We start from the raw sequence: 25,449 nt of genomic DNA, 5'->3' as shown, positions 1-25,449 counted from the left end.
CGGCGCCGACATCTACGCCGAAATCACCGGCTACGCCACCCGCTGCAACGCCTACCACATGACCGGCCTCAAAAAAGACGGCCGCGAAATGGCCGAAGCCATCCGCGCAGCACTCGACGAATCCCGCATCGACCCCACCCAAGTCGACTACATCAACGCCCACGGCTCCGGCACCAAACAAAACGACCGCCACGAAACCGCCGCATTCAAACGAAGCCTCGGCAACCACGCCTACGACATCCCCGTCAGCTCCATCAAATCCATGATCGGCCACTCCCTCGGCGCCATCGGCTCCATCGAAATCGCCGCCAGTGCCCTCGCCATCAAACACAACATCGTCCCCCCCACCGCAAACCTCACCACCCCCGACCCCGAATGCGACCTCGACTACGTCCCCCAGACCGCCCGAGGACACAGAACCAACACCGTCCTCACCGTCGGCAGCGGCTTCGGCGGATTCCAGAGCGCAATGATCCTCCGCGCCCCGGAAGGAGCGAGCCGATGACGCGCACGGTGATCACCGGGCTGGGGGTCGCCGCCCCCAACGGCCTGGGGCACGAGAACCACTGGAAGGCCGTCCTGGCCGGCAGCACCGGGATCGCCCCGGTCACCGGTTTCGACGCCTCCGGCTACCCGGCCGTGCTGGCCGGGCAGATCGACGACTTCGTGGACGCCGACCACATCCCGGGCCGGCTGCTCCCGCAGACCGACCGCTCGACCCGGCTCGGCCTCGCCGCAGCCGACTGGGCCTTCGACGACGCGGGCGTCGAGATCGGCGACCTGACCGACTACCAGATGGGCGTGGTCACCTCGAACGCCCTCGGCGGTTTCGACTTCACCCACCGCGAGTTCCAGAACCTGTGGAACCAGGGCCCGGCGTACGTCTCCGTCTACGAGTCCTTCGCCTGGTTCTACGCGGTCAACACCGGCCAGATCTCCATCCGCCACAAGATGCGCGGCCCCAGCGCCGCCCTCGTCGGCGAGCAGGCCGCGGGGCTCGACGCGCTCGGTCACGCCCGGCGCACCGTCCGGGGCGGCACACCGCTGGTCGTCGCGGGCGGTGTCGACTCCGCCTTCGACCCCTGGGGGTACGTCTCCCAGCTCGCCGGCGGCCTGGTCACCCCCTGCGCCGACCCCGAGCGCGGCTACCTGCCCTTCGACGCGGCGGCCTCCGGCTACGTGCCCGGCGAGGGCGGGGCGATGCTCATCGTCGAGGACGCGGACAACGCCCGGGCCCGCGGCGCCCGGCAGATCTACGGGGAACTGACCGGCTACGCCGCCGGCTTCGACCCGGCTCCCGGCTCGGACCGCGGCCCCGCCCTGGGCCGGACCGCGGGGGCGGCCATCGCGGACGCCGGGCTCACCCCGGCCGACATCGACGTCGTGTTCGCCGACGGGGCGGGCGTACCGCACCTGGACGCCGCCGAGGCCGAGGCCATCACCGCCCTGTTCGGCCCGCGCGGGGTCCCGGTCACCGTGCCCAAGGCGCTGTCCGGGCGCCTCTACGGGGGTGGCGGACCGCTGGACGTCGCCACGGCACTGCTCGCGCTGCGCGACGGGGTGGTCCCGCCCACGCACGGCCTGTCCGGGCCGCCCGAGGCGTACGGCATCGACCTGGTCCGCGACGGGGCACGAGAGCTGCCCCTGCGCCACGCGCTGGTCCTCGCCCGCGGCCGGCACGGCTTCAACTCCGCCGTCGTCCTGACGGCCTTCGACAGCTGAGCACCTCCGTCCCCCCTCTCTGACGCCAGGAGACTCGACCATGACCACGACCACGGCCGGCCACTCCGCCGTATCGACCGACCTCTACCTGCGGGTCCAGCACTTCTACGCGCACCAGATGCAGCACCTCGACTCCGGCAGGTTCGAGGAGTACGCCGCCACCTTCACCGAGGACGGCGAGTTCCAGCACTCCCCGGGCGCCGAGCCGGCCCGTACCCGGCCGGGGATCGTCCACGAGCTCGTCGAGTTCCACAAGCGCTTCGACAACGACCCGGTGCAGCGCCGCCACTGGTTCAACCACATCGCGCTGGAGCTCCAGGAGGACGGCACGGTCTCCTCGACCGCCTACGCGCTCGTGGTGAACGTCCGCCCCGGCGGCAAGCCCGACATCGCCCCCAGCTGCGTCGTCCACGACACCATCGTCGACGGCCCGGAGGGCATCCGGCTGAAGTCCCGCCGCATCACCCACGACCAGCACTTCTGAGAAGGCCGCTGACACGCCATGCGCCTCCTGTTCATGTCCTCGCTCGCCCTGACCCTGCACGAGACGGCCATGGGCGTCGACCTCGCCGACCAGCTCGTGCCGGCCGGGGTGAAGAGCCACTTCGTGATCGACGCCGGCAATGAGGACCAGCTCCGGGCCACCCGGCACTCGTACACCACCGTCACCTCGGCGCTGGGTGCGGGCGTCCGCGAGACGGTACGGGAGGTGGTGCGCGGGTTCCGGCCCGACGCGATCGTGCTGTGCGACTACACCGCCCACTGGATGACCCATCTCATCAGCTACGACACCGACCCGTGGTTCGTGACGGAGTTCGGCGTGCCGGTCATCCCCATCGACCTGTACGACCTGACCTCCACCACGCGCGAGGTGGAGATCCTCGGCCGCACCATGGAGGTCAGCGACCGGATCCTCGGCATGCCGGCCCACCTGTGGCCGGTGCCGGGAACCCGGCCCCACGCCGACCCGGACGGGCCGGGCCTGCCCTACCGGGCGGACCCCACGGTCGTGCCCCTGCCGGACCGGAGCCGGCGGGCGGTGCGGGAGTCGCTGGGAGTCGGTGAGGAGCAGCGGCTGCTGGCGGTCCCGGCGCTGCCCTGGCAGCACCTGATGCAGACCCGGGCGGGGCCGGGCACCCGGGCGCTGGCCGCCCGGGTGCCCGGCCTGATCGCCGGCTACCTGGAACGCCTGCCGGCGAGCACGGTGTTCCTCTTCATCGGGCCCCGCTTCGAGGGGTTCGAGCGGCTGCCGGCCGACCGGGTCCGGCTCGCGCCGTCCTACACCGCCCGCCGGTACACCGATCTGATCGGTGCCTCGGACGGGGTGCTGTCGCTGTGGATGCCGTCGTTCGCACTGGAGCGGGCGATCCTGGCCGACGTCCCGGGCATGTTCCTCACCAACGGCCACGACGTGCCGGACGGGGACGCCGCCGCCCTGGAAGGGGCGCTCGGCGGGCTGTCCCCCGCCGTCCGCGACTGGCTGGCGGACTTCCCCGGTCCCGTCCCCTCCTTCCACATGTGGCCGCTGCGCTGGAACCGGGTCGTGGCACCCCTCCTCCGGGACAACCCCTTCACGGACACCGCCCTGCGGGCCGAGCTGTTCGACGAGCGGGAGGTCGTGTCCGGGGTCGAGTCACTGCTGTACGACCGCGACGTGCGGGACCGGCTCGGCGCGGGCAGGGCCCGCTTCCGGGCCGCCGCGGACCGTCTCCCCGCCACGGCCGACGTCTTCATGACGGCGGCCCGGCGGGTGGGGCTGTCCGACTGAGACCCATTGGAGTAATGCCATGAACAACGCAGCAGCGGCCTCCCTGGCCGCCGCGGCCCGCGCCGTCGCCCCGCTGGCGGCCGCCCACGCGGCGGCCGCCGACACCGAGCGGCGGCTGCATCCCGCCGTGGCCGAGGCGATCGCCGAGGCCGGCTTCGCCCGCCACTTCGCCCCGGTCGGCTTCGGCCCCGCCGGGACCTTCGCCGAACTGCTCGACGCCGCCGCCGTCCTGGGGGAGGCCTGCGCCTCCGCGGCCTGGGTCGCCTCCGTCACCGCCGCGGCCGGCCGGCTGACCGGCTACCTTCCCCCGGACGGCCGGGAGGAGGTCTGGGCCAAGGGGCCGCAGACCGTGGTCGCGGCGGGCCTGATCCCCGCCGGGACCGCGCGGCAGGTGCCCGGCGGCTGGGAGCTGACGGGCAGCTGGCCGTACGTCAGCGGCTCGGACATCGCGCACTGGGTGATCGTCGCCGCCCGCACGGAGAGCGGGATACGGCTGTGCGCGGTCCCCCGCTCGGAACTCACCGTCGACGACACGTGGTTCACCCTCGGCATGCGCGGCACCGGCAGCAACACGGTGGTCCTGGACGGCGTCCGCGTCCCGGACGAGCGTTCCGTGCCGCTGGACACCGTCGTGGCGGGTACCGCCGAGCCCGGCGCGGCGGCCTGCTTCCACGTGCCGCTCAAGGCCGGCAACGGACTGACCCTGGCGGCGCCGCTGCTGGGCACGGCGAGGGGCGCCGTACGCCGCTGGGCACAGCTGGCCGGCGGCCGGCTCGCGGCCCCGGCGGCGGGTGTGTCCGGCGCCACCGACCAGGGCACCTACGAGCAGCTCCTGGCGCGGTCCGACGGCGAGATCGACGCCGCCGGCATGCTGCTGGCCCGGGTGGCCGGGGTGGCCGACAGCGGTGCGGTGACCGCCTCGGGGACCGCGCGCAACACCCGGGACTGCGCGCTGGCCGCCGACATGCTGGCGACCGCGGTGGACCGGCTGCTGCGCAGCGCGGGCACGCGTGCGCACGCCGAGGGCGAGGAGCTCCAGCGCCGCTGGCGGGACGTCACCTGCGGGGCCGGCCACAACGCCCTGCAGTTCGGCCCGGCGGCCCACCTCCACGCGGCCGGGGCCCTGGCGCCCGCCGCCGCCCAGGCCGGCTGAGGGCCCGGGCGGCCCCTCTCCGGCACTCCGCCCCGCGGACGGCAACGGCCGTCCGCGGGGCGGAGTGCTTTTTCTTGATCCTTCTTCCGGTCCGGGGATTGACCTCAACTCTGCTTGAGGTTCTACGTTCGTCACCAAGGCCCCGACGGGCCGGCTGAACAGCACATCCCCTGAGGAGCGTTGATGATGAAGGCCGCGGCATTCCACGCGTTCGGCGGACCGGAGGTCCTGGAACTCCTCGACGTGCCCACCCCTGTGGCGGGGCCCGGCGAGGTCCGGATCCGGGTGAAGGCGGCGGGTACCCAGCCGACCGACTGCGCGGTGCGCACCGGATGGAACCCGCCCGGTGTCACGATCACGTTCCCGCACATCACGGGCGGCGACTTCGCCGGCGTCGTGGACCAGGTCGGCGGGGGCGTCACGGACCTCTCGGTGGGCGACGAGGTGCTCGGCTACCGCCTCCAGGGCACCTACGCCGAATACCTGACCGTGCCGGCGGAGCAGGTCGTCGCCAAGCCGGCCGGTGTTCCCTGGGAGGTCGCCGGGTCCCTCTCCGCCTCCGGGCAGACGGCGCACACCGTTCTCGAGGACCTGAAGGTGTCCGCGGGCGAGACCGTGCTGGTCAACGGCGCTTCGGGTGGCGTCGGCACCATCGCCGTGCAGCTGGCCGTGCTGCGGGGTGCCAAGGTCATCGCCACGGGCCGGGAGGACAACCACGCGTACCTGCGCGAGCTCGGCGCCGTACCGGTGACGTACGGCGAGGGCCTCGCCGACCGCGTCCGGGCCCTCGCGCCGGAGGGCGTCGACGCCGCCCTCGACACGGCCAGCGCCGACGGCCTGCGGGTGGCGGCGGAGCTGGTGCAGGACAAGGACCGGGTCGGCACCATCTTCGCCTACGGGGTCCACGAGGAGCTCGGCGTGCGCTGGCTCACCAGCCGGCGCGACGCGCGGCGGCTGAGCGAGCTGGCCGCCCTGGTGGACAGCGGAAAGCTGCGCGTCCACATCCGCCGGACCCTCCCCCTGGCCCAGGCCGCCGAGGCGCACCGCGAACTGGAGACCGGCCACGGCCGCGGCAAGATCGTCCTGCTCACCGACTGAGCCGGCCCGCCCCTCCACCACCCTCCGTCATCCCAGGAACAGAAAGAGGTACCCCGTGTCCGGCAACCCGCTCAAGGTCGGTGTCCTGATCGGCAGCGTCCGCACCGGCCGCTTCGCCGACAAGGTCTCCCGCTGGTTCACGGCCGAGGCCGCCCGGCGCGACGACATGGAGATCCACGTCATCGACCTGTCGGAGCCCGCGCTCGTGGAGGAGCTGAAGCTCAGCCTCGACCCGCTCGGCACCCCCTCCGAGGCGCCCCGCCTGGCCGCCCGGATCGACGGTCTCGACGCGTTCGTCGTGATCACCCCGGAGTACAACCACGGCTACCCGGCCTCGCTGAAGCTGGCCATCGACTACGTCTACGACGAGTGGCGCGCCAAGCCCGTGGGCTTCGTCTCGTACGGCGGCGTCGCGGGCGGTCTGCGCGCCGTCGAGCAGCTGCGGCAGGTCTTCGCCGAGGTGCACGCCGTGACGGTGCGCGACACCGTGAGCTTCCACAACCCCTGGGCGCGCTTCGACGACGAGGGCCGGCTGCTCGACGACGACGGCGGCAGCTCGAAGGCCGCCTCCGTGCTCCTCGACCAGCTCGCCTGGTGGGGCGTCACCCTGCGCGAGGGACGCGCGGCGCGCCCGTACGGGGCCTGAGGCCCGCTCACGGGGGCGGCCGGTCAGGCCGCCCAGCCGCCGAAGACCCGGCCGCCCAGGTTCCCGGCGATCTCCTCGGGCGGGGCGTTGCGCAGCGAGTCGGCGATCTCCATGACGTAGCTCCCGTACCGGGACTTCCCGAGGAGCTTCCCGAGCCGGTAGCACTGGTCCACGTCGATGAAGCCCATGCGCAGGGCGACCTCTTCCAGGCAGGCGATGCGCAGGCCCTGGCGGTGTTCCAGGGTCTGGATGTACTGGCCGGCGTCGAGGAGCGAGTCGTGCGTTCCGGTGTCCAGCCAGGTGAAGCCGCGGCCGAGGTCCACCAGGTTGGCCTTGCCCCGGGCCAGGTAGTGCAGGTTGACGTCGGTGATCTCCAGTTCCCCGCGCGGGGAGGGGCGCAGTCCGCGGGCGATGGAGACGACGTCGTTGTCGTAGAAGTACAGGCCGGTGATGGCCCGGTTGGAGCGGGGCTTCGCCGGCTTCTCCTCCAGGGAGATCAGGCGTCCGTACTCGTCCGCCTCGCCGACGCCGTACCGCTCGGGGTCCCGTACGGGGTAGCCGAAGAGCAGCGCGCCGTCGGTGTGCGGCATGTGCTCCTGGAGCAGCAGCGAGAAGCCGGGCCCGTGGAAGATGTTGTCGCCGAGGACGAGGGCGACGGAGTCGTCGCCGATGTGGTCCTCGCCGATGGTGAAGGCCTCCGCGAGCCCGCGCGGAAACTGCTGTTCGGCGTAGGACAGGTTGATGCCGAGGTTGCTTCCGTCGCCCAGGACGTCGCGGAACTGGGGCAGGTCCCGGGGCGAGGAGATGATGAGGATGTCGCGGATCCCCGCCAGCATCAGGACCGACAGCGGGTAGTAGATCATCGGCTTGTCGTAGACGGGCAGCAGCTGCTTGGACACCCCCAGGGTGATGGGGTAGAGCCGGGTGCCGCTGCCCCCGGCCAGAATGATTCCCTTCACTGACGGTCACCTCGTGTCGTCGTCGGGCCGAGCCCGTCTCTTGCCTGTGCCCTTCAAGGCTGCGCGGCGGTGATCGAGGTTGGGTCGAGAGGTGCCGGGAGGATTGTCGAGCGGCACCGGGACGCTTCTCGAGCGGTCCTCCTGCGTCCGCGGCGGAACGGAAAAAAGCGGCCACCCCGCCGGATTGCTCCGACGGGGTGGCCGCTCGGCGTCACCTGTCCGCGATCACTCGCCGAGCAGGTAGCGGATGTGCTTGACCAGCTCGCCGATGTCGTCGCGCAGCAGGCTGTAGTGGTCGGCGTCGAGGTCGATGACCGTCGGCGGCTCGGCCGAGTAGCCGCTGCTGTTCTCCAGGAACGAGTAGTCGTCGCCCTCGGCCTTGAAGATGCTGATCGGCGCCTGGAGGGTGCGCTCGGCCAGCTCGTGGAAGGAGTACTCGAACTCGTAGGTCTGGCCCACGACCGAGATGATCCGGCGGGCGAGGTCGACGTCGATGCCCTTGAGCTCGCTGATGAACTCGGCGAAGGACGCCTCGTCCGTCACGGTCTCCAGGCACCTGTCGAGGTCCGGGCCGGAGATGGTGCCGGTGAACACCGAGAAGAGGATCGTGGTGTAGCCGCGGTTGGCGAAGGACGCCTCGCGGCCCCACACCTTGCCGTTCTCGGCGCGCACCTTCGGCGAGCCCGGGGCGATCAGGAAGAGGTTGTCCACCTTCTCGCCGGCCTGCTCCAGCTGGTACGCGGTCTCGAAGGCCACGCGGGCGCCGAACGAGTAGCCCCACAGGGTGTAGGGGCCGGTCGGCTGGAGCTCCTTGATGGCCTCGATGTCCTTCTTGGCCATCTCGGTGATGGTCTCGTACGGGGCTTCGCCCTCGTTGATGCCGTAGGACTGGACGCCGTAGAACGAGCGGCCGAGGCCGATCTCGCCGGCCAGGCTCCGCAGGTTCATCGGGTAGCCGCCCAGGCCCGGCCAGCAGATCACGGGCTTGGCCTTGCCGGTCTCCGCGTGCAGGCGCACCAGGCGCGAGGACTCCTGGGCGACCTCGCGCTCCAGGCGGCGGGCCAGCTTCTCGATGGTCGGGGACTCCAGGACGCTCTGCAGCGGCAGGGAGACGCCCAGGCGCGAGTTGAGCTCGCGGACGAGGCTGACGGCGATGAGCGAGTTGCCGCCCGACTCGAAGAAGTCGTCCTGGACGGAGGCGTTCTCGCGGCGCAGGGCCTTCTCCCAGACGCCGGCGATCTCCTTCTCGGTCTCCGTGCGCGGGGCGACGAAGGGGCGCTCCACGAGTTCGGCGTTGACCTGGTCGGAGACGGCGAGCGCCTTGACGTCGATCTTGCCGTTGGCGGACAGCGGCAGCCGGTCGAACACCACGACCCGGTTGGGGATCATGTAGTCCGGGAGGAAGCTGACGAGGTCGTCGCGGATGAGCTCGGCCGGACCGCGCATGTGGACGCTGTCCTCGCGCATGCCCTCGTGGCCGAGCTGCTCGTCGCTGACGCGGCCGCCGACGAAGAAGTACATCGGACCGCCGTCGACGCCGTTGGCGGCGAGGACCGCGTCCATGCGGCGGGAGGCGGGCAGCGGGTTGCCGGTCTTGGAGCTGTAGCCGGAGGACATGAAGCCCAGGTTCAGCCCGTTCATCATCAGGTGCTGGAGCTTCTTGCCGAGGGTGATGTACTTCAGCCACTCCTCCTCGGCCCGGCTGTAGACGCTGATGCCGAAGCTGGCGGCCTGGTACACCGACTGGTTGATCGCGATGACGTGCTTCTTGAGGACGATGTCGTCCGAGAAGCGGGTCAGCTCGCCGTTCTCGTAGCGGTACTGGCCCTCGGGCAGGCCGGCGACCTTGCCGCCGTGCGTCTGGACGTAGACCTCGGCGTGGTCCTCGCGCGGGCCCTCGTTCGGGACCAGCTCGAAGGTGCCCAGGTAGTAGTCCTCGTCGGCGACGTCGAGCAGCTCGCGGACGGCCGGCTCGTAGGCGCGGTCCTGGATGTCGAGACCGTAGGCCGGCAGGATCTGCTCGAAGAGACCGAGGATGTGGCCGGTCTCGATCTCCAGGACTTCCTGGATGTTGTTCTTGTAGACCGGCTCGATGCCGCTCTTCTTGCCGATGAAGTGGATCTGCGCCGTGGGCCTGCCGGTGGCGGCCCGCTCGCTGATCAGGACGAGCTGGTGGCGGACCGGCTGGTAGTAGTAGTAGCCCGGCTTCAGCCCGCCGACGCCCTCCAGCTCGAAGTACATCTGCGTCGCGTACAGCGCGCCCGGGGAGGCGTAGCCGTACTTCGGCAGCAGGCGCTCCTCGCTGATGTACTGGCCGAACCAGCGCAGGATCTGGCCCAGTTCGGAGGAGGCCAGGTCGGCCGCCTTGCGGGAGTAGGCCGCGGTGACCCTGGAGCCGAGCAGCTTGAGCAGGTCGTCCTGGGTGACCGCGCCGCCCTCGTAGAAGCGGTACGTCTTGCGGGCGAAGACCCGGGCGCGCTGCTCGGGGGTGGGCTCGGAGCCCTCCAGGTCGAAGGCCGGGCGGGCGGCGAGCTCGGCGTCGTCGCGCAGGCCCGGGTTGGACAGCTGCGCCTTGACCTGGAGCTTGCTCTTCTTCGACGCGTGGTGGGAGCCGTGGTTGCCCTGGTCCATCAGGGCGGCTTCCTTCTCGCTCAGCTCGATGCAGGCGATCAGGTTCTGGAAGCCGGTGCGGCCGTCGTTCTTGACGATGACGGCGGCGTTGCGGACCCAGTCGTGGTTCTCGATGGCCAGGGATATCTCGTCCAGCTCGACGCGGTAGCCGCGCAGCTTGACCTGGTTGTCGGCGCGGCCGGCGAACTGCACGGTGCCGTCCGCGTTCCACTGGCCGAGGTCGCCCGTCTTGTACAGGCGGACGGGCTCGGCGCCCTCCTCCAGCTCGATCTCCAGGAAGCGCTCGGCGGTCAGGTCGTCGCGGTGCAGGTAGCCGCGGGCCAGCTGGACGCCGCCGATGTACAGCTCGCCGATCTCGCCGACGCCGACCGGCTTGAGGGTCTCCTTGTCGAGGATGTGGTACGTGGTGCCGTGGACCGGGGCGCCGATGGAGATGGACTGCGGGCCCTCGTCCAGCTCGGCGGGGTCGACCACGAAGGAGGACGAGTTGATGGTGGTCTCGGTCGGGCCGTAGACGTTGATGAGCGCCCGGCCCGGCATCTCCTGCGTGGTCTGGATCGCCAGCAGGCGGGAGAGGGCCTCGCCACCGCTGAAGATCTGCTGGAGGGAGACGCACTCGGGGAACTTCTCGGTGTCGATCAGGCCCTGGAGCAGCGTCGGGACGCACTGGAGGGTGGTCACGCCGTGCTTGACGATGGTCTCGATGAGGCCCTCGGGGTCGGCGTAGACGCCGGGGGCGCCCATGACGACGGTCGCGCCGTTGGCCGGGGAGAGGATCTCCCACTGGGCGGCGTCGAAGCTCATCGGGGTCTTCTGCAGGATGACCTTGCTGCGGTCGATCCCGTAGGTCTCGCGCAGCCAGCCGAGCTGGTTGACGATGCTGCGGTGCTCGATCATCACACCCTTCGGCTTGCCCGTGCTGCCGGAGGTGTAGATGACGTACGCGAGGGTGTCCGGACGGGCGTCGGCGCCGGCGACGGCGGCCTCCTGGCCCTCGGGGCGGACGAACGCCTCGGACTCGCGCAGGGTCACGATGGTGACGTCCTGCGGGGCGAGTTCGCGCAGGCGGGACACCAGGCGCTGCTGCGCCAGGATGATCTTCGTCTCGCTGTTCTCGATCATGTAGCGGAGCCGGTCCTCGGGGTACTCCGGGGACAGCGGCAGGTAGGCGGCGCCGGCGCCCAGGATGCCCCACGCGCCGACCATGAGGTCGATGGACGGCTCGACGAAGAGGCCGACGCAGTGGTCCGCCGAGACGCCGAGGTGTCCCAGGTAGTCCGCCAGGGCCGAGCTTCTGGACGCCAGCTCGCGGAAGGTGAGCTTCTCATCGCGGTAGGCGACGGCGATCGCGTCGGGGTGCTCGGCGACGCGCTCGGCCAGCAGGCTGGGCAAGGTGCCGGTGCCGCGCAGGGTGGGCTCGAGCACGCTGGTCTCCTGAAGAGTCATTTCCCGCTTCCTTAAGTTCCGTTGTGGAGCAGCGGGCGCCGTCGAACGCCCCCGCGAACCGGGCTCCGCGTAGCGGCGGGCCCGGTGTCAGTGGCCGGGATGACTGCCCGGCCGGATGAAACCGAAGAACTGAGGGGCGCAAGGGCAGAGCCTCACCACCCGGAAGAACCGGAACGGCGCGGTGCGTGCTGCGGCCGCCTCCCCCTACGGACGGACGGGCCTCCATCGACCCGCCCGTCCGGGCGATCACCGGCTCCGCAGGAGCCGGGTTACAGATCCGTTCTCGAACACCTCTCGCGAGGCGCCCGCGATGAGCGGGGCGATCGACAGGACTGTCACCTTGTCGAGGCCCAGTGCTCCGGGCACCGGAAGGGTGTCCGTGAAGACGAACTCGCTGACGCGCGAGTTCTTCAGGCGGTCCGCGGCGGGGCCGGAGAGCACCCCGTGCGTGGCCGCCACGATGACGTCCCGCGCACCCTGGGCGAACAGGGCGTCGGCGGCGGCGCAGATCGTGCCGCCGGTGTCGATCATGTCGTCGACCAGGACGCAGACCCGGTCGCGGACCTCGCCGACCACCTCGTGGGCCGTGACCTGGTGGGCCACGTCCTTGTCGCGCCGCTTGTGCACGATGGCCAGCGGAGCGCCGAGGCGGTCGCACCAGCCGTCGGCCACGCGTACGCGGCCGGCGTCGGGCGACACGACGGTGAGGTCCGCCGGGTCCACCTTGGAGCCGATGTGGTCCGCGAGGACCGGCATGGCGAACAGGTGGTCCACCGGACCGTCGAAGAATCCCTGGATCTGGTCGGCGTGCAGGTCGACCGTCAGGATCCGGTCCGCACCCGCGGTCTTGAGCAGGTCCGCCACCAGGCGGGCCGAGATGGGTTCCCGGCCGCTGTGCTTGCGGTCCTGTCGCGCGTACCCGTAGAAGGGAAGGATCACCGTGATGCTGCGGGCCGAGGCCCGCTTCAACGCGTCGACCATGATGAGCTGTTCCATGATCGACTTGTTGATCGGGGCCGTGTGGCTCTGGATCACGAAGCAGTCCGCGCCGCGCACGGAGGCCTGGTAGCGGATGTAGATCTCGCCGTTGGCGAAGTCGATCGCCTTCGTCGGGACCAGTTCCGTGCCCAGTTCGGCCGCGACGGCCCGGGCCAGCTCGGGGTGCGCGCGTCCCGAGAAGAGCAGCATCTGTCCGGATTCGCTCACGCTGCGAGCTCCGCGAGGTGTGCGGCGTGCGCGACGGCCAGGCGGCCGGCGGCCTCGGCGCAGGAGGCGAGGACGGCCATGTTGGCCTTGGCGGAACGGCCGTCCGTGGCGGCGTCGACGGCCCGCATCAGGTACTTGGTGATGGCCTGGCCGGAAACACCGTCCCGGGCCGCCTCGGCGACGGCGGCGCGGATGGCCGCGTCCACCTCGGCGGAGTCGATGGCGTCCTCCTCCCTGACCGGGGTGGTGATCAGGAAGGAGCTGTTGTTGCCGAGGGCCCAGTGGGCCTCGATCGCGCGGGCGATGACCCGTTCGTCGTCCAGGCGGTGGGGCGCCTTGTGGCCGCTCGTACGGCAGTAGAACGCGGGGAAGTCGTCCGAGCGGTAGGCGACGACGGGGACGCACTGCGTCTCCAGGTACTCCAGGGTCAGGCCGAGGTCGAGGATCATCTTCGCGCCCGCGCAGACGACGGCGACCTTGGAGCGGGTGAACTGGATCAGGTCGGAGGACACGTCCCAGGTCTCCTGGGCGCCCCGGTGCACGCCGCCGATGCCGGCGGACGAGAAGAACGGGATCCCCGCGAGCTCCGCCGCCACGACCGAGGAGGCCACGGTGGTGGCGCCGGGGCCGCCCTGGGCCAGCACGACGGGCAGGTCCCGGCTGGACACCTTGGGGATGCCCGGCAGGGAGGCGAAGCGCTCGATGTCGGCGTCCGACATCCCGACGCGGATCGCGCCGGCCTCGATGCAGATCGTCGCGGGCACCGCGCCGCCGGACCGTACCGCGTCCTCCACCTTGCGGGCGGTGGCGGCGTTGTCCGGGTAGGGCAGCCCGTGGGTGATGACGTTGCTCTCCAGGGCGACGACGGCCTTGCCCTCGTGGAGGGCCTCGCGGACCTCCTCGGTGTAGACGACGGGGACGCCGTTGCTTGCGCTCATCGGGATGTCTCTCAACTCTCGTTCAAGTAACCGGGCCGCCTGACCTGCTGGTCCGGGCGGTCCGCTATCTCGGCGAGGACCTGGGCCTGCCAGTCCTCCGGTGTGACCGGCTCCAGGGAGATCGAGACGGCGTCCTCCCCGATGGCGAAGGTCTGCGTCACGGCGGCGGTCACCGCCCCGTCGATCTCCCTGAGCTGCTCGGCCGTGAAGTCCCTCGGGTAGTGCCTGATGTGGATGTGGGGCACGGACTCGGTCCTTCCACGGATCGGGGTCAGGAGGTGGGCGGCACACCGCGGACGGGGGAGGCCACGGTGTGCCACCACCGCTCCCCGCACTGCTCCAGGGGGCAGGGCCGGACGGGGAGTCGTGGGCGGGGCTCCGTCGCGTTACGCCTTGACGGATTCCCGCGGGGCCGCCCGGACCGGCTCCGGTTCGGGATCGGGCCCGGGCTGCTGCTTGGACTGCCTCGGCTGGGCAAGGGCCACCGACGCGACCACCGTCAGCGCTCCGAGGATCTGGAGCGGCGACAGCGACTGGTCGAGGACGAAGTAGCCGAGCAGGGTGGCGGTGAGGGGGGAGCCGAAGCTCAGGAACGACACGGTCAGCGCGGGCAGCCGCTGCACCCCGCGGAACCAGATCGCGTAGGCGATGAGGGCCCCGATGATGCCGAGGTAGGCGAAGCCCCAGAGGTTCTCGGCGGTGATCTCGTCGGGCAGTCCCTCGCCGATCAACGCGATCGGCAGCAGGACCAGGCCGCCGACGGTGAGCTGCCAGCCCGTGAAGGGCAGCAGGCCCACCCCTTCGGGGCGTCCCCACCGCTTGGTCAGCACGATGCCGGTGGCCATGCTGAGCGCGCCCAGCAGACCGGCGATGACACCGGTGAGGTTGAGCCCGGCGTTCGGCTGGAGGACGAGCAGGGCCACGCCGGCCGTGCCGAGGGCACAGGCGGCCACGTGGATCCGCTTGATCCGCTCCTTCAGCAGCACGGCGCCGAGCACCAGCACGATCATCGGCTGGATGGCCATCACCAGCGCCGCGACGCCGCCCGGCAGGTGGTAGGCGGCCACGAAGAGCAGGTAGAAGAAGGCTCCGATGTTCAGCACGCCGAGCACCAGGGCGCGCCACCACCAGATGCCCTTCGGCAGCACCCGGCCGATGAGCACCAGGATCAGGCCGGCGGGCAGGGCGCGGAGCAGCGCGGAGAGCAGGGGTCTGCCCTCGGGCAGCAGCTCCGTGGTGACCAGGTACGTCGAACCCCAGACCACCGGCGCGAGCACGGTGAGCGCGGAGTCCCCGAGTGAACGGCTGCCCTTCATCAGGCGGCTGCCGAGTCGGTCGTACCGAAGTAGCGGTCGCCGAAGTCGCCGATGCCCGGGATCATGAACGCGTTCTCGTTGAGGCGCTGCTCGATCGACGAGGTGACGATCTTGACGTGCGGGTGCTCGGCATGGACCGCCGCGATGCCCTCGGGCGCCGCGAGCAGGTTGACGAAGACGATGTTCTCCTCACGCACGCCTGCCTCCAGAAGGACTTCGATGGCCATGTTGGCGCTGCCGCCGGTGGCCAGCATCGGCTCCAGGGCGAGGACGTGCCGGTCGGCGATGTCCTCGGGGAAGTTCTTGTAGTACAGGTGCGGAAGCTTGGTGGTCTTGTGCCGCTGGATGAGCAGCTTGCCGACGGTGATGTCAGGGATGACCTGGCGCAGTTCGTCGAGCATGGAGTCACCGGCCCGGATCACGGGCACGGCGCACAGTTTGGTACCGAACTTCAGTCCCTCGTACGTCTCGCCGACCGGCGTGACGGCCTCGTGCTCCTCGAACGGCAGCTGGTCGAGCGCCGATTCGAGCAGGAGGCGGATGATGCGCCGGGAGTAGAACACGAAGTCCGAGCGGGAGGCCCCGCGGTCACGGACGATCGTGTGCATGGCCCGCAGCTGCTTCGTCTGCGGCAGCGGGTGGACGTTGTGGTGGCCGGTCGCCATGAGAAACCTGCTTCTCGTCGGTCGTGGAGACGGGCTGCGGCCGGGCCCGGGCCCGGAGGGCCGTGGGGGCCGTGGGAGCCGCAACCGTTTGGTCGGGTACCGAGGTCAGGCGTCGGTTCTCTCGGCGTCGGTGACGGCGCCGGCCTGCACCAGGTCCTTCACGTCGCTCATGCGCGTTCCTCTTCGGGATGGTTCAGATGGATCGGACGGATCCGAGGTGTACCGGGAGACCGAGTGGACGTGTCCCGGTGCGACGGTTCTCGTTGCACGTCTCGGGATGCTCAGCAGAACCCTCGTCGGTACCCGTCCACGGGGTCAACGGGATCTATGTCAGATCCGCGTCAACCTTCTTCAGGTCGCCGTCAGAGCCCGTCACGACCCGGCCAACGGCCACGTCGCGGGCGAGGAGGCGTTCCTCCAGGAAGGACAGGACGCGCAGGTGGTAGGTCCGGGCCGCCCAGCCCAGGCTGATGTTGTGCCCGGCGTGCGGCTGCCGGGCCACCTCCGCGGGGGCCGCCGTCAGCGGAGTCAGCAGTTCCTCCAGAGCCTCCCCGTCGTGCCTCCACCACAGTTCCTGTTCCGCGAACGTGAAGCGCACGGGCACCCGTACCCCGGCCGCCACGGAGGGGTACATTTCCGGCCACCGCCGCGTCTCCCGCGCCTCGGCCGCGGGGACCGGCCGCAGCAGCCGCTGCCCGAGCCGGAAGGCGTCCGGCGGGTAGAACCGCAGGGCGCCCCAGTGCCGCCGCCACTCACCCGGCAGGTCGGGGCCGGGCAGCCGGCCGGCCTCCACGGCGAAGCGCCGGCCGATGCCGGAGACGTCCACGCCGATCGGTACGAGGCCGCCCCGGGCGGCGCCCGCGGCCGCGAGCGCGACGCGGCCGCCGCCCGAATGGGCCACGAGGAAGACTCCGGCGCCCAGTTCGCGCCCCTCGGCGAAGCCCTCCAGGGCCGCGAGCACCGTCGCGGTCTGCCCCGCGAGGTCCAGCCCGTCGGGCAGCACCTCGGCCGAGGCCCCGTACCCGGGCCGGTCCAGGGCGAGTACGGCACAGCCGAGGCCGGCGCCGAGCTCCAGCAGCGAGAGCCCGGGCCGCGCCCGGCTGTCGAAGTAGCCCGCGCTCATCCCCGAGCCGTGCAGGGCCACCACCAGCGCCCGGGGTACGGGCTGTGCGGGCAGGGCCAGCAGACCGGACAGCGGGATCCCGTCGGCGTCGAGGGTGACGGGCCGGACCGGGGGCACGCCGGCGGGCGGCACAGGGACCATGGGGGCATCTCCAGGAGGGTCAGGAAGACCGGGCGGACGGGGTGCGCCGGGCCTTGGCGACGGCCAGGCCCCAGGCGGCCCGGCGGCGCAGCAGGGTGGTCAGGGGCGGTGCGGCGCACCGCCGTGAGGGGCGTACGGCCTCCGGTGCGGGATCCCTGGCGGGCACCCGGTAGCCGGCGATCTGCACGGCGTTCATCCGGTTCTCACAGCCGGACTCCGGCGAGTTCGGGCAGGCGTACGCCGGAGTCCCACACGACGTGGAACGCGACGTGGCTCAGCCGCCAGCCGGCGGGCGTACGCACGGCCCGGGCCTCGGAGTACCCGCCGACCTCGAAGTGCGCCGCGCGGACCCGGCCGGTGTGGTGGACGTGCGTGGTGAGCTGCTGGGCCCGCAGGGTGGCCCGGTCCCCGTCGAGGACGACGGAGTGGTTGGAGCTGGAGTGGTGGATGCGCGCCCACCGCTCCCGGGCCTCGCGCTGGAAGGCGGCGAAGGCCTCGATCCCCTCGCACACGCCGATCGGGAAGGCGAAGGTGGCGTCCTCGGTGAAGAGCGAGGCGTACCGGGAGTCCTCCGGCCCCGTGCCGTCGTGGGTGTCGAGGGCGGTCACGTAGCGGTCGAACAGCTCGCGCAGCTCGGCGCGGTCGCGCAGGACCTGTACCTGCTCGCGCAGTGCCGCGATGTCGTCATGGGTCGATGGCATGGCCTCTCCAGTCGGCGGACTCGGTGTACGGGCCGGCGGTCAGGAGCGTCCGCCCGCGAACTCCTTGACCGGGTGGCTGGGTTGAAGGGGCAGGCCGGTGCGGCCGGACCCCGGGCGAAGGGCGGCCGGCCGGTGTGCGGGCGGGGGCGGGGTCCGGTCAGGCCGAGCGGGCCTCGCGCCAGGTGCGCGGGCCGAGGAAGCCCCGGACCCGGTCGGGCCGGCGCCAGCCCGCGAGGGCCGGCCCGCCGCCGGCCGTACCGCCGTGCTGGCCCTCGTACGCCGCCGCCCGCGCGAGCACCACGGCGGTGAGCGCCGCCAGTTCCTCGGCGTCGGGCCGCCCCTTCACCACGCGGATGGGCCGGCCGGGCTCGACTGTCGTCTCCACAGACTGCTCCTCGTCTCGTGATGTCCCGCCGGCAGTGGCTGCGGCGGGTTCGCGTGCGCGCGGGCGGGGATGCCGGTGTCGTCGGCGCGCGGCACCCCCGGCGAACGAATCAGTACCGTGCGGGTCTCGCACGGATCTATCGGGATCAGACGGTGGCGGTGGTGCTGAGCTCGTCCACGGCCAGCGCCAGCCGCTCGGGCGTGTGCGTGCTGTGCACCCGGGCGCCCGGCAGGATCCGCCGGACCAGCCCGCCGAGCACCCGGCCCGGACCGACCTCCACGAACCGGTCGGCGCCCGAGGCGCCGAGCGTCCCGACCGCCTCGGTCCACCGCACCGGGCTGGTGAGCTGGCCGCGCAGGGCGACGGCGGCCTCGGCGGCGGTCGTCACCCACCCGCCGGTGACACCGGAGACCAGCGGCACGGCCGGGTCGCGGAACTCCGTCGCGATCAGCGTCTCGGTGAACTCCGCCTCGGCCTCGCCCAGCAGGCTGGAGTGGAACGGGCCGCCGGTACGCAGCCACTCCACCCGCGCCCCGGCCGCCCGGGCCGCGTCGGTGGCGCGGGCCACCGCCTCGGCCTGGCCGGACACCACGGTCTGGCGGGGTTCGTTGTCCCCCGCCACCTCGACCACCTGGCCGGTGGCCGCCCGGGCCTCGGCGCACATCCGCGCCAGGTCCGTACGGCTCAGGCCGATGACCGCCGCGGTGGCGCTGCCGACGCGGTCCCCGACGGTGGCGACGAGCTCGCCGCGGAGCCGGACCAGCCACAGCGCCTCGGTCCACTCCAGGACGCCGGCGGCGACCAGCGCCGCGTACTCGCCCAGGCTGTGACCAGCCACGGCGTCCGGCCGCAGGCCCTCCCCGCGCAGCACCTCCAGTACGGCCATGCTGGTGAGGAAGATCGCCGGCTGCGCCACGGCCGGGTCGTCCAGTTCCCTCGGCGAGCCGTCCAGGCAGACCCGGGCCAGCGGGATCCCGAGCAGGTCGTCGGCGGTGCGGTAGTAGGTGTCGGCGAGGTCGGGCCGCAGGGCGAGCAGCTCCTTGGCCATGCCGGCGTATTCGGAGCCCTGGCCGGGGAAGACGAAGGCGGTGGTCATCCGGTCACGTCCTTACTTGCGGTTCAACTGGCGAGGACCGTGTCATGCGGTCCGGGGGTGGCGGCGCCGCACACGGTGTGGCCCGCGGCCAGCCAGGTGTCGGGCACCCACCTGACGTCGACCACCTTGGGGGCCTGCCCCGCCACCGCCACCGCGGCGGCGTGGGTGGCGTCGGCCGGAACGCCGACCATGGTCCAGCCGTCCGGGTGGCGGCCGTGGTCGGTGCCCAGGTAGTCCTCGGCGGGCGAACGGCTCAACCCTGTACCGAGCCCCTTGAGGAACGCTTCCTTGCGCGTCCAGATCTGCCCGAACAGCTGCCGCCGGTCCTCACCGGAACCGGCCTCGGAGATCTCCAGCTGCTCGTCCGGGTGCAGCGCCTTGGAGCAGATGTCCACCGTCTCGGCACCGGGGAGTTTCTCCACGTCAACGCCGAGCGGCGTGGTGCCGACGCCCACCATGGCGACGCCCCCGCTGTGCGAGAGGGAGTAGTGCAGCGGCGGCGGCGGGGGAGACAGCGCGGGACGGCCGTGCGGCTCGCCGCAGCCCGGGCAGGGCTCTCGCATGAAGCGGACGTCCTGGGGCAGGGTGGCCGTGTAACGTCCGAGCAGCCGGCGCACCGCCACGTGGGCGGCGGCGTACAGCAGGCCGTCCGACTGGCGGATGAAGGAGTCGGTGCGCTCGCGCTCCTGCTCGTCGAGCTCGCCGATCGCCAGGGCGTCGGCGTCCGCCCCGGTGGGGCGGCGGATCAGCCAGAGGTCGACGCGGTCGGCGGAGAGGGTGAAGTCCGGCCGGTCCAGGTCCTGGTGGTTGACCACGGGGCGGACGGCCGGCAGCAGGGTCGTAGTGCTCATGCCGGCACCGCTGCCCCGTGCAGGTGGGCCTCGGGGCCGAGCTGGCCGGCGAGGCAGTCGATGAGTTCCTGTGCGCTGTTGGCGAGCAGCAGCCGCTGGAGGTTCACGTCGACGCCGAGGGTCGCCTCCATCCGGTACTGGAGCTCTATACCGGAGATCGAGCCGATGCCGAGGCAGCCCATGGGGCGGCCCGTGGTGTCCACGAGGTGGGGCTCGATGCCGAGGATACGGCCGAGTTCCTCGCGCACGTACTGCTCCAGGATTCTGGTGCGCTCGTGCAGCCCGGCCGTGGCCAGGACCGCCATGTCGGGCCTGGTCATGTGGACCAGGCCGGTGTCTGTCTCGTATGTCTGTGACATGTGAAGTGTGTTCATGATGCTTTCCGGGTTGAGGCGGACGGGTGTCCCCGTCCGTCCGTGGTCGGAACCGCCGGGTGGGAGAGGTGTCCGGCGGGTTGCGCAGATGGGTCGGAGGGATGGAGCAGGCCGCGCAGGGCCACGCACGCGCCGGCCAGGCCGACGGCGGTGACCAGCCAGAGCGCCGGGCCCTGGCCCGCGGCCGCGTACAGGGCCGACGTCAGCGCGGTCGTCAGCGCCGCGCCCAGCTGTACGCAGGTCTGGTAGAGCCCGCCGGCCGCCGACTGGAGGGCGGGCGGGACCGTGCCGGTGGCCTGGAGGTGCAGGGCCGTGAAGGCCAGCACGAAGGCGACGCCGACGAAGGACATGGCGGGCAGCAGGTCGGTGTAGCGCACCGGTCCCCCGCCACCGTGCGGGTAGAGGGCGTAGCCGAGCGGGGCGGCGGCCGCCCCCGCGGCGACGGCCCGCGCGGGGCCCAGCCGGGCGGCGATCCGCCCGGAGTGCAGGGCGCTCAGCGCGAGCGGGACGCCGGCCGGCAGGAAGGCGAGGGCCGTCTGCCAGGGGCTCCAGCCGGCCCCCCGCAGGTGCAGGGCGGCCACCAGCAGGAAGCCCACGTACGAGCCGTTGAGCGCGGCCGCCCCGAGCGCGGAGCGCAGCAGCGGCTCGTGCCGCAGCAGTTCGGTGCGCAGCAGCGGGCGCGGCGCGGTGCGCTCGGCCCGTACGAGTACGGCGGCCAGCGCCGCGGCCCCCGCGAGGGCCGCGGCGGCGTACCACCGCTGCCCGCCGGGGCCCGCGATGCGGGAGAGCGCGTACACGAGGAGCAGGACCGTGCCGGTCAGGGCGGCGCCCGCGACGAGGGGGTGCCGGCCGAGCGGGTCGCGCGGACCGTCCCCGTCGCGGGGTACCAGCCGCAGCCCGGCGGCGAGCAGCAGCAGGGCCACGGGCGCCGGGAAGGCGATGGTCCAGCGCCAGTCGGCTCCGGTGAGCAGGCCCGAGAGCAGCAGTCCCGAGCAGAAGCCGACGGCGCCGAAGAAGGAGTAGACGGACACCGCCCGGCGGCGCTCGGCGCCCTCGGGGACGGTGGAGAGGATGATGGCGAGTCCGGTGGGCGCGGTCAGCGCCACACAGAATCCTTTCACCACACGGGTGGCCGTCAGGAGCAGCGCGCTGTCGGTCAGCGCGCCCGCCAGCGAGGCGGCGGCGAAGGCCAGCAGCGCCGCGAGGTAGACCCGGCGCCGGCCCAGCCGCTCGACCAGCCGGCCGCCGAGCAGCAGCAGCCCGCCGAAGCCGGCGGCGAAGCCGCTGACGAGCCACTGGACCCGGGTGACGGACAGCCCCAGACCGCTGCCGACGGACGGCAGGGCCACCAGGGTCGCGGACACCTCCAGGGCGTCCACCAGCATGTTGGCGGCGAGTACGGACACCAGGGCCCAGCGGGCCCGGGCCCGGCCGCCGGACTGAATGTTCATCGGGGTGTGCACGCTCGCGTTTCGGAGGAGGAGGTGGAGAGCGGGACACGAGGAGAAGGGGGCGGACGGTCCGGGGAGGGATCCCCGGACCGCCCGCCCACCGCCGGCGCGGCGCGTGGGTTGTGCGCCGGCGGGGTCTTGGGGTCCTCGGCGGCTCAGCCGAGGAGCGTGCCGCCGGTGGCGTCGACGAAGGAGCCGGTGATCCAGCGCGCCTCGTCGGTGGCGAGGAAGGCCACCACGTCGGCGACGTCCTCCGGTTCGCCGACCCGGTTGAAGGCGGACAGGCCCGCCATGTGCTCGACGGCCTCGGGGATGTCGAAGACCGGGTTGCCGTTGCGGGTGATGCCGGGCGCCACCGAGTTGATGGTGATGCCCCGGGGGCCGAGGGCCTTGGCGAAGTGCAGCGCGAGCTGTTCGAGCGCGCCCTTGCTCATCGCGTACGCGATCTCGTCCGGGTTGGCGAACCGCGTCAGGCCGGAGGAGATGTTGATGATCCGGCCGCCGTCGGGCATGTTCCGCAGCGCCCGCTGGATCAGGAAGAAGGGTGCCTTGGCGTTGACCGCGAAGATCCGGTCGAACTGTTCGGGGGTGACCTCGTCCGCCGGGACCCCGCCCATCACCCCGGCGTTGTTGACCAGGATGTGCAGGTCGGTGGAGCCGGTGCGCTCCAGCAGTTCCGCCTCCAGTGCGGTGAACAGGGTGTCCGCGTCCCCGTCGACGCCCAGTTCGGTGCGCAGCGCGAAGGCGCGGCCGCCGTCCTTCTCGACCGAGGCGACGACCTCGTGGGCGGCCGCCTCGTCCTGGTTGTAGTGGACGGCGACGAGCGCGCCCTCCTCCGCCAGCCGCATCGCGGCCGCCCGGCCCATCCCCCGGCTCGACCCGGTGACCAGCGCGGTGCGGCCCGTGAGCCGCTCCGCCCCGGCGCCGGTCCGTGCGGGGGCCGCCGCGTGCGCGGTGAACACCTCGGCGGGGGCGCCGGCCGTGGCCGGTGCCGCCGGCCGGGCGGTGGGCCCCCCGGTCCGTTCGGGCCCGAACCAGCGGCCCAGCGCCCCGGCGAGCGGGCCCGCGTCCGGACCGTCGGCCCAGACCACGTGCCCGTCGGGGCGTACCAGCACGGCGGTCACCGCCTCCTCGGCGGAGCCGCCCGCCGCGGGGGCGGCCACGGAGGCGGCGGCCACGGTGCGGACCCGGCCGGCCCAGGGTGCGGCCGCCTCGGCGAGTTCGGCCCGGCGGGCCTCGTCGCCCGGCGGGAGGAGCAGCAGGCCCCGCCCCGGACGCAGCAGTTCGAAGGTGCCGGTGCTGCCCTCGGCGGTGGTCACCGCCCAGTGCGGCACCCGCAGGCCGAGCAGCCCGGAACCGTCGCCTTCGGAGTCCGGGCCGCCGACGGCGTGGCGTACGGAGAGGCCCGAGATCAGCCCGGCCAGGTGGGTCCGTACGTTCTCGCTGGCGGTGAGCTCGGCGAACACCTCCCGCACCGCGTCCACCTCGGGGCCGCCGAGCAGCAGCAGCGCCTGGGTGCGGATGTTTCCCTGGACGGCCTTTCCGACGGGGTGCCGTTCGGCGTGGTAGCTGTCGATGAGTTCCTCGGTGCCGTGTCCGGCGATCCGGGCGCCGAGCTTCCAGCCGAGGTTGAAGGCGTCCTGGAGCCCGAGGTTGAGGGACTGGCCGCCGATCGGCATCTGCTGGTGCGCGGCGTCGCCGGCGAGCAGGAGCGGGCCGCGGCGGTACTCGGCGGCCTGCCGGGAGGCGTCGCCGAACGAGTTCACCCACAGCGGGGTGCCGGAGCCGATGTCCTCTCCGGTGATGCGCTTCCACGCGTCGGCGACCTCCTCGAAGGCGGGCTGCCCGAGCCGGGGGCGGGCCCCGTACTCGTGCACCATCACCCGGGTCACCCCGTCGGGCCGGCGGGCCGCGATGGCCAGCCCGCCCGCCAGGCGCTGGAAGCGGCGGTCCGGGATGTCGATGCCCGTGACGTCGGCCCGCAGCAGTTCGCGTTCGGCGTCGGTGCCGGGGAAGCCGAAGCCGCCCAGGCGCCGCACGGCGCTGTTCTCGCCGTCGCAGCCGACGAGGTACGGGGCCCGGAAGGCCAGTTCCTCGCCGCTCTCGGTCCGTACGGTGGCCAGCGCCCCGTCCGCCGTCGTGGTCAGCCCGGTCAGCTCGTGGCCGCGCCGGATGTCCGCGCCCAGGTCGGCCGCCCATTCCCCGAGGACTTCCTCCAGGCGGGTCTGGGCGACCTTCCACTGCCCCGGGTAGGGGCCGGGCAGGCCGAGGTCGAGGGGTATGCCCCCGAAGTGGCCGGTGTTCTCGCGCGGTACGTCGCCGAGGCGTTCCAGCAGGCCGCGGCTGTCGAGTATCTCCACGGTCCGGGCGTGCAGGGACGACGCCCGGGATTCGGCGGTCGGCGCGGTGAGGCTGTCGAGCACCACCACGTCCGCCCCCGCGAGCCGGAGTTCTCCGGCGAGCAGCAGTCCGACGGGGCCCGCGCCGACCACGATCACCTGGGTCTCGGTGCAGTCCTGATCGATGGCCATGGGCGTACTCCCTTTCTGTGGGCTGGGGTGGGGGATGTGGTGGCGGGTACGGCGGGACGTCTCAGGCGTCGACGGAGACCTTGAGGTGCTGGTTGACGGCTTCGACGAGGGAGCGGGGGGTGCTGTTGTCGCTGAAGATGTCGTCGTCGAGCGTGATGCCGAACTCGCGCTCGATACGGCCACCGGTCTCCAGGAGCGCCAGCGACTCGTAGCCCAGGGACTCGAAGTCGAGGTCGAGGATGTCGCCGTCGAGGTCGACGCCCTCATCCGCGCCCGCACCCTCCAGGAGGATGCGCTTGAGGTCGTCGAAGGTGAATTCCTGCTTGGACACAGTGGGTCCTTTCATCGGTCTTCCACGGCCGGGGAGTCCGGCCGCGGGAGTTCTGTCGTACGGGGTGGGTCAGGGTGAGCGGTTCAGTCGACGGCGCGTAGGAGGGCGGCGGAGTTGAAGCCGCCGTGGCCGCGGGCCAGGACGAGCGCGGTGCGCACGGAAGCGGTCCGGGAACGCCCGGTCACCAGATCGATGTCATAGACGGGGGACAGTTCGACGTTGGTGGTCGGGGGGATCAGTCCCTCGCGCATCGCCAGGACCGCGCAGACCACATCGACCGGCGCGCCACCCGCGCCGAGCCGCCCGGTCATCGTCTTGGGCACCGTCACCGGCACCCCACGCGCACCGAACACCGCACTGATCGCTGCGGCCTCCTCACGGTCCAGACGCCCCACACCCGCACCATCGGCGAACACCACGTCCACCTCGGCCGGATGACAGCCCGCATCCGCCAGCGCACCCTCCACCGCCCGCCGCAACCCCGGCTCACGCCCACTGCCAGGCCGCGGATCGAACGTCGCCGCATACCCCGCGAACTCGCCATACACATTGCGACCGGCCCGGTCCCGGACACTGTCCTCGTCCTCCAGGACCACGATCGCCCCACCCTCACCCGGCACATAACCGGACGCCGCCCCATCAAAAGGCAGATAGGCACGCTCGGGCTCATCACTGAGGGACAGGGAGCCGCCGGCCAGATGCGCGGCCCACCCGAACGAGCAGACCGAGGCGTCGAAACCGCCCGTGGCGATCAGCCGGCTCCCCCTGCGCAGCCGGCGCCGCGCATGCGCCAGAGCATCCAGCCCACCCGCCTGGTCACCGACCAGAACCCCGGCCGGACCCCGCAGATCATTACGGACCGAGATCTGACCACTGTTGACCGCGTAGAACCAGGCGAACGACTGATACGCACTCAC

25 protein-coding genes are annotated in these 25,449 nt (G+C 72.3%); 7 read left to right on the top strand and 18 right to left on the bottom strand.

Going from position 1 to position 25,449, the window contains the following annotated elements; genetic code table 11:
• From ACZ518_RS38415 to ACZ518_RS38385, 7 genes are all read left to right on the top strand, one after another.
• On the top strand, positions 1-505 hold a 505-nt coding region (locus ACZ518_RS38415), incomplete at its 5' end, for a beta-ketoacyl-[acyl-carrier-protein] synthase family protein (RefSeq protein WP_469117676.1).
• On the top strand, positions 502-1,722 hold the full coding sequence (locus tag ACZ518_RS38410) for a ketosynthase chain-length factor (protein ID WP_469117675.1): 1,221 nt from the start codon (positions 502-504) through the stop codon (positions 1,720-1,722). The genes ACZ518_RS38415 and ACZ518_RS38410, both read left to right, overlap by 4 nt.
• Before the next feature lie 40 nt (positions 1,723-1,762).
• On the top strand, positions 1,763-2,206 hold the full coding sequence (locus ACZ518_RS38405; RefSeq protein WP_469117674.1) for a nuclear transport factor 2 family protein: 444 nt from the start codon (positions 1,763-1,765) through the stop codon (positions 2,204-2,206).
• Between the two features lie 18 nt (positions 2,207-2,224).
• Positions 2,225-3,490, top strand: a complete 1,266-nt coding sequence (locus ACZ518_RS38400) for a DUF6365 family protein (RefSeq protein WP_469117673.1) — start codon at positions 2,225-2,227, stop codon at positions 3,488-3,490.
• A 19-nt stretch (positions 3,491-3,509) separates the two neighbouring features.
• On the top strand, positions 3,510-4,643 hold the full coding sequence (locus ACZ518_RS38395) for an acyl-CoA dehydrogenase family protein (protein ID WP_469117672.1): 1,134 nt from the start codon (positions 3,510-3,512) through the stop codon (positions 4,641-4,643).
• Between the two features lie 186 nt (positions 4,644-4,829).
• Positions 4,830-5,741, top strand: a complete 912-nt coding sequence (locus tag ACZ518_RS38390; protein ID WP_469117671.1) for an NADP-dependent oxidoreductase — start codon at positions 4,830-4,832, stop codon at positions 5,739-5,741.
• Between the two features lie 55 nt (positions 5,742-5,796).
• Positions 5,797-6,387, top strand: coding sequence for an NADPH-dependent FMN reductase (locus ACZ518_RS38385; RefSeq protein ID WP_469117670.1), 591 nt, complete (start codon positions 5,797-5,799; stop codon positions 6,385-6,387).
• A gap of 23 nt (positions 6,388-6,410) precedes the next feature.
• Here ACZ518_RS38385 and rfbA read toward each other — a convergent pair whose 3' ends face one another.
• From rfbA to ACZ518_RS38295, 18 genes are all read right to left on the bottom strand, one after another.
• On the bottom strand, positions 6,411-7,346 hold the full coding sequence (gene rfbA / locus ACZ518_RS38380; protein WP_469117669.1) for a glucose-1-phosphate thymidylyltransferase RfbA: 936 nt from the start codon (positions 7,344-7,346) through the stop codon (positions 6,411-6,413).
• 225 nt (positions 7,347-7,571) lie between these two features.
• Positions 7,572-11,423: an amino acid adenylation domain-containing protein gene (locus ACZ518_RS38375; RefSeq protein WP_469117668.1), complete on the bottom strand. Its 3,852-nt coding sequence runs from the start codon at positions 11,421-11,423 to the stop codon at positions 7,572-7,574.
• Positions 11,424-11,669: 246 nt separating this feature from the next.
• Positions 11,670-12,611 carry a ribose-phosphate diphosphokinase gene (locus ACZ518_RS38370; protein WP_469117677.1) on the bottom strand — a complete coding sequence of 314 codons (942 nt, stop codon included), beginning with the start codon at positions 12,609-12,611 and terminating at the stop codon, positions 11,670-11,672.
• 14 nt (positions 12,612-12,625) lie between these two features.
• Positions 12,626-13,567: a pseudouridine-5'-phosphate glycosidase gene (locus ACZ518_RS38365; protein ID WP_469117667.1), complete on the bottom strand. Its 942-nt coding sequence runs from the start codon at positions 13,565-13,567 to the stop codon at positions 12,626-12,628.
• A gap of 11 nt (positions 13,568-13,578) precedes the next feature.
• On the bottom strand, positions 13,579-13,812 hold the full coding sequence (locus tag ACZ518_RS38360) for a tautomerase family protein (RefSeq protein WP_469117666.1): 234 nt from the start codon (positions 13,810-13,812) through the stop codon (positions 13,579-13,581).
• Between the two features lie 141 nt (positions 13,813-13,953).
• Entirely contained in the window at positions 13,954-14,883 is a 930-nt protein-coding gene (locus ACZ518_RS38355; RefSeq protein WP_469117665.1) for an EamA family transporter, read from the bottom strand.
• A complete protein-coding gene (gene upp, locus ACZ518_RS38350) occupies positions 14,883-15,548 on the bottom strand; it encodes a uracil phosphoribosyltransferase (RefSeq protein ID WP_469117664.1) in 666 nt (221 codons plus the stop codon). The genes ACZ518_RS38355 and upp overlap by 1 nt, the downstream gene beginning before the upstream one ends.
• 325 nt (positions 15,549-15,873) lie before the next feature.
• Entirely contained in the window at positions 15,874-16,812 is a 939-nt protein-coding gene (locus ACZ518_RS38345; protein WP_469117663.1) for an alpha/beta hydrolase, read from the bottom strand.
• Positions 16,813-16,831: 19 nt separating this feature from the next.
• A complete protein-coding gene (locus tag ACZ518_RS38340) occupies positions 16,832-17,008 on the bottom strand; it encodes a hypothetical protein (RefSeq protein WP_469117662.1) in 177 nt (58 codons plus the stop codon).
• 7 nt (positions 17,009-17,015) lie between these two features.
• The gene (locus tag ACZ518_RS38335) at positions 17,016-17,513 is read right to left on the bottom strand and encodes a nuclear transport factor 2 family protein (RefSeq protein WP_469117661.1); all 498 of its coding nucleotides are present in this window, start codon (positions 17,511-17,513) and stop codon (positions 17,016-17,018) included.
• Between the two features lie 157 nt (positions 17,514-17,670).
• Positions 17,671-17,898, bottom strand: a complete 228-nt coding sequence (locus ACZ518_RS38330; protein WP_469117660.1) for an acyl-CoA carboxylase subunit epsilon — start codon at positions 17,896-17,898, stop codon at positions 17,671-17,673.
• A gap of 145 nt (positions 17,899-18,043) precedes the next feature.
• A complete protein-coding gene (locus ACZ518_RS38325; RefSeq protein ID WP_469117659.1) occupies positions 18,044-18,994 on the bottom strand; it encodes an ACP S-malonyltransferase in 951 nt (316 codons plus the stop codon).
• 23 nt (positions 18,995-19,017) lie between these two features.
• A complete protein-coding gene (locus tag ACZ518_RS38320; RefSeq protein ID WP_469117658.1) occupies positions 19,018-19,845 on the bottom strand; it encodes a 4'-phosphopantetheinyl transferase family protein in 828 nt (275 codons plus the stop codon).
• On the bottom strand, positions 19,842-20,204 hold the full coding sequence (locus ACZ518_RS38315; protein ID WP_469117657.1) for an acyl carrier protein: 363 nt from the start codon (positions 20,202-20,204) through the stop codon (positions 19,842-19,844). Before ACZ518_RS38315 ends, ACZ518_RS38320 begins: the two co-directional genes overlap by 4 nt.
• An 11-nt stretch (positions 20,205-20,215) precedes the next feature.
• Positions 20,216-21,670 carry an MFS transporter gene (locus ACZ518_RS38310; protein ID WP_469117656.1) on the bottom strand — a complete coding sequence of 485 codons (1,455 nt, stop codon included), beginning with the start codon at positions 21,668-21,670 and terminating at the stop codon, positions 20,216-20,218.
• 155 nt (positions 21,671-21,825) lie between these two features.
• Entirely contained in the window at positions 21,826-24,201 is a 2,376-nt protein-coding gene (locus ACZ518_RS38305) for an SDR family oxidoreductase (protein ID WP_469117655.1), read from the bottom strand.
• Positions 24,202-24,262: 61 nt separating this feature from the next.
• Positions 24,263-24,532, bottom strand: coding sequence for an acyl carrier protein (locus tag ACZ518_RS38300; protein ID WP_469117654.1), 270 nt, complete (start codon positions 24,530-24,532; stop codon positions 24,263-24,265).
• An 83-nt stretch (positions 24,533-24,615) separates the two neighbouring features.
• Positions 24,616-25,449: beta-ketoacyl synthase N-terminal-like domain-containing protein (locus ACZ518_RS38295; RefSeq protein WP_469117653.1), on the bottom strand; the 834-nt coding region annotated here is incomplete at its 5' end.

Source organism: Streptomyces sp. NPDC033966 (assembly GCF_055575955.1).
Note: the sequence above shows the minus strand (reverse complement) of the source record. Positions and strands in the feature narration are given on the sequence as shown.

Bases quoted from the DNA above. Each gene is read 5' to 3' on its own strand.
- ACZ518_RS38410 (WP_469117675.1), top strand. From the start codon at position 502: ATGACGCGCACGGTGATCACCGGGCTGGGGGTCGCCGCCCCCAACGGC.
- ACZ518_RS38405 (WP_469117674.1), top strand. From the start codon at position 1,763: ATGACCACGACCACGGCCGGCCACTCCGCCGTATCGACCGACCTCTAC.
- ACZ518_RS38400 (WP_469117673.1), top strand. From the start codon at position 2,225: ATGCGCCTCCTGTTCATGTCCTCGCTCGCCCTGACCCTGCACGAGACG.
- ACZ518_RS38395 (WP_469117672.1), top strand. From the start codon at position 3,510: ATGAACAACGCAGCAGCGGCCTCCCTGGCCGCCGCGGCCCGCGCCGTC.
- ACZ518_RS38390 (WP_469117671.1), top strand. From the start codon at position 4,830: ATGAAGGCCGCGGCATTCCACGCGTTCGGCGGACCGGAGGTCCTGGAA.
- ACZ518_RS38375 (WP_469117668.1), bottom strand. From the start codon at position 11,423: ATGACTCTTCAGGAGACCAGCGTGCTCGAGCCCACCCTGCGCGGCACC.
- ACZ518_RS38370 (WP_469117677.1), bottom strand. From the start codon at position 12,611: ATGCTGCTCTTCTCGGGACGCGCGCACCCCGAGCTGGCCCGGGCCGTC.
- ACZ518_RS38365 (WP_469117667.1), bottom strand. From the start codon at position 13,567: ATGAGCGCAAGCAACGGCGTCCCCGTCGTCTACACCGAGGAGGTCCGC.
- ACZ518_RS38355 (WP_469117665.1), bottom strand. From the start codon at position 14,883: ATGAAGGGCAGCCGTTCACTCGGGGACTCCGCGCTCACCGTGCTCGCG.
- upp (WP_469117664.1), bottom strand. From the start codon at position 15,548: ATGGCGACCGGCCACCACAACGTCCACCCGCTGCCGCAGACGAAGCAG.
- ACZ518_RS38345 (WP_469117663.1), bottom strand. From the start codon at position 16,812: ATGGTCCCTGTGCCGCCCGCCGGCGTGCCCCCGGTCCGGCCCGTCACC.
- ACZ518_RS38340 (WP_469117662.1), bottom strand. From the start codon at position 17,008: ATGAACGCCGTGCAGATCGCCGGCTACCGGGTGCCCGCCAGGGATCCC.
- ACZ518_RS38335 (WP_469117661.1), bottom strand. From the start codon at position 17,513: ATGCCATCGACCCATGACGACATCGCGGCACTGCGCGAGCAGGTACAG.
- ACZ518_RS38325 (WP_469117659.1), bottom strand. From the start codon at position 18,994: ATGACCACCGCCTTCGTCTTCCCCGGCCAGGGCTCCGAATACGCCGGC.
- ACZ518_RS38320 (WP_469117658.1), bottom strand. From the start codon at position 19,845: ATGAGCACTACGACCCTGCTGCCGGCCGTCCGCCCCGTGGTCAACCAC.
- ACZ518_RS38315 (WP_469117657.1), bottom strand. From the start codon at position 20,204: ATGTCACAGACATACGAGACAGACACCGGCCTGGTCCACATGACCAGG.
- ACZ518_RS38310 (WP_469117656.1), bottom strand. From the start codon at position 21,670: ATGAACATTCAGTCCGGCGGCCGGGCCCGGGCCCGCTGGGCCCTGGTG.
- ACZ518_RS38305 (WP_469117655.1), bottom strand. From the start codon at position 24,201: ATGGCCATCGATCAGGACTGCACCGAGACCCAGGTGATCGTGGTCGGC.